This window comes from Paenibacillus sp. AD87 (assembly GCF_001659845.1).
GTDB lineage: Bacteria > Bacillota > Bacilli > Paenibacillales > Paenibacillaceae > Paenibacillus > Paenibacillus marchantiae.
In genome coordinates this window covers 4,850,756-4,854,346 of the sequence record NZ_LXQN01000007.1, presented here as the reverse complement: position 1 = coordinate 4,854,346, position 3,591 = coordinate 4,850,756, and the positions used below count along the sequence as shown (strand labels likewise).

General features: G+C 40.8%; 2 pseudogenes. Both read left to right on the top strand.

The annotated features are described in order from the left end of the window. Positions 1-349, top strand: a pseudogene (locus gpAD87_RS21415) (hypothetical protein); the annotation flags it as partial. Then, positions 342-3,591, top strand: a pseudogene (locus gpAD87_RS21410) (hypothetical protein); the annotation flags it as partial. The pseudogenes gpAD87_RS21415 and gpAD87_RS21410, both read left to right, overlap by 8 nt.

Below are 3,591 nucleotides of genomic sequence, written 5' to 3'. Positions count from 1 at the left end.
AGGGTTTGCTACGTACCGTCGTGGTTCGGCTTCAAATTATCGGTATACTATATCGGATTCCTTTTTACAAATGCTCGTATTCACTAAAGTGAAGCCTGGTGAAAAAATGGAGTACAATGATTTCCTTAATGTGTTGTATCAGGATTATGGAATTGTGATAGGGGAGAGCGAGGCAAAGGTTTCGGGACAATATGAGAAATCACGGCTCAATATTCGTTATTTCCAAGATAACGAGAAGGCGCTTCGCGAGAAATTACGGCATAATGGGTTACTTATTGAATTTTCCGACGCAACTGCGATGATTCAAAATCCGTACACTTCGCGTAACGAGGAGGTCCAGTATGCATAGTTCTGCGAGAGTGTTACTGGGAAGGTGGGTCGTGGAACTGGTACTCAGTTATTTCAGTGAACAGAGGAAAGGGAATAGCGACAAGCTTTTTACGAGAATTTCTGGGATGGATGATGCGGCCTGGGGTGATGTGTTATATGCATTTCAGGAAGAGGAAGACAAGCTCTTTACATATTACCGACCTATTATTAGGACGCTGACAAGAGTGGAGGGTTACGAGCGCTATCAATGCAAGGAGCATGAAACGAGTACCTGGCTGCGTAACAACAATGCTACTGGGGACGCACTACTTATTTTTATGAATGACCGATCAGCAGAAGCACAGAGCTTGGAAAATATTTTTACGATTGACGAGGCCCGTCTTTTGAGTTCGGATGGACTTGAGGTTCTGTATCATTTGCTTGCAGAAAAGTATAGGTATTATGGAGAAGAACTGGAGACCCTTCAGATCTTTATGAATATATATAGTCGAATATCGGAGCCGCAATTGCGTAATATACTCGCATTTCTGGCTGCAATTATAGAGGATACACAACTATCAATGGTAGATAAAGTTCAGAAGAATCTGGACCAACTGTTATTGTTCCGTGATAGTAAACTTCAAATCAAATCAAATGAAGGCTTTCTACGACTGAAGCGAAACTTTCAGTTATCCCGATTAGAAAAAGAAGGAAGATTATCAAACAAAGAGGATTTCATTGAAAATTTGTACGCTTTTATTGAAAGAACTACTGATGAACAAGATCAACATGAGCTTTGGCAGAAAGTATCGCCGGATGAATTCCGGCAACAGGCATTAGCCTTTATTCATAATCAATCAACGGATCTGTTTCGGTATGAGTATGATGAAATATCTTCTGCTTTTCTGTTCAAGGTTGGCAAGAAAAAACTCAATGAAAGAATTAACGAATTTAAGGAATCAGTCGAATCCAAAGAAGCCTGGACCGAAGAGAAAAATAGGCTGTTATCCGAGGTAATTGAAGCAATTGATGAAAATCCCAATCCTGATAAAATTCAGGAGTTTATTGACGAATTTTCAAGTGAATTGCAGGAAAATTCCAAGTTGTTTCAGGATTTAGAACGTACGATTGTGCGCCAGCGACAACTAGCGGAATATTCGGAGCTAAGTGATGCCTTGTTGAGGGAGAGCATTCTCATGCTGGAGAGGCATACTGAGCAGTTGGGTCCCGATGCAAGGTTTATCCTAAGTATAACTGATACAAATGTGAGTGAGCAGTATGATAAGGTACTTAAATTTCACTTGCTTCGACTAGAGCAATGTACAGAGTATATCTCGTTTAATGAAGATTCGTTGAATCTATCTTCCGAGAAACAAGGGAATGATATCTCCTTCCAGCTTGATTTTTACATAGATGGGAGGGAGGTCGACAAAAGTAAGTTTAAGTTGGTAAAGGCGTTTGACGGTATGTTGTGCGGGATGATTGAATGTATGCAGGATAATAAATATGTCCCATATATGCAAAAATTTTCTGGAGACGATGTAAGAGCGATTAATGTCATTTCGCTTGTAAATGATAAAGTACTCGGAGAGTTGGCTCTTAGACAAAAAGACATAGTTGAGGCTGAAAATAACTTTTGCGATTTTGTAGCTTTTTATACAGAAGAACTCTCCAAAGCCTTTCAGAACGGATTATGTAGCATAGATCTGATCGAGCTTGAAGCAAGGCTAGAAAACCTCTTAGAGAGAGCGCATCGATCACCACGTATATCAAATGATATTTTTCAATTTATCAGTTGTATTGGTGCATATGATAGCTACAATTGTAAGGTGACCGAAAGGGTCGGTCTTGCCCAAGAACGTATTCTGACCCTGCTAAATCCTATTCGCCTTCTTGGGTATTCTAAACGAATTTCATTGATTAAAACTGAATTATTGAACTGGTTATCTTCTCGGCAGGGTTCTTTAACTGCTATTAGTGATTTGGACGCCTACTTCCGGCAGGTACAGGAGAGGACTTCCCGTCTCACCCCGTATTATTTTGCCGTTCATGGAGGTCCGGATCAATATCTGATCGAAAGGCAAGAACGAATGGGGGAAGGGACGTTTGCACTTAATGGCAAGAGTAGCGGTGAAGAACAGCTTGTCGGTACATTTGCTGAAGAGTTCCTTTCTACTGTCAAAATATATCTTGAAGTGTACCCGCATGCTCGTGATTGTCTGGATATAGTTTTTCTATATTGTGCGCATGCCGATTATGTTAAACGCTTGATTGATCATATTTTCAAGTATACGGATATACGCAAAGTGAAAGCTGTCATCCATAGTGGAACTAGTGGAGCAGAGATCTATGAGGATCTGAATAACTGGATTTCCCAGGAGGAGCAGTATGCGGAAAGACACTACAGCTTTCCGAAAGTAGAAATTCAGGTCATTGCTGAGCAGTCAATTAATGCCATGATGAGATCAGTGACTGCAGCTCTCCAAGATGCGGATATTGGCGTGTTGGTGAACTACTTCGGTCAGTCATCCAGTGTTCAGTACCGTCAGGAGAAGGTGTCGATTACAAATTCTGATAACTGGTTTGATACGATCTATCGAGAGCCGCTTAAAAAGGATGATGCGATTAAACGGATCAGCCTGGTCAGTGAAAAGCTGCCAAAGGTCATGCAATATTATTATCAGATGCAATATATGCTCCATAACAATGAAGCTCTGGACTCGGATGAGCATTATTTGTTACGGAATGTGATCTCGCTTACCAGGCAGTCAGATACTGAACTGATTAATTATATGCACGAGCAATTTAATTGGTCGCTCATTATAGACCGTTATCTGGACAAATCGTTGTTGCGTCAAATCTCCTCCAAAGCACAAATAATAAAGTACAAATCAAATGCAGGTAAGGATAAAGGTTTACGGACCTTAGTCTCCTCTTCCAAATATATACGGAAGCTGGCAGACGAACTTTCAGATCATGAATATTATGATCGTCTGTTTCGGAAGTTTTCGTTGTTGTTAAAGAACGAAAACATTGATCGTCAAATCATCGTGAACGCTATTGAGCGGGTGAAGGAAATCTCGGGAAGTATAGTTCTTAAGGCGATTGGTCCGGGGAAATTTGCTCATGAGTTGATGGCAATCTATTTATCAACAAAAGTAAGAGCCGCTGAAGCGGATGAATTAGTCATCTATTCTCTATGTGACGAGCTGCCCTGGTTTCATGGATCTGTGCGGAGACCTGATTTGGTCCGAACTTCTATTCGACGAAATGGGGAGAAAA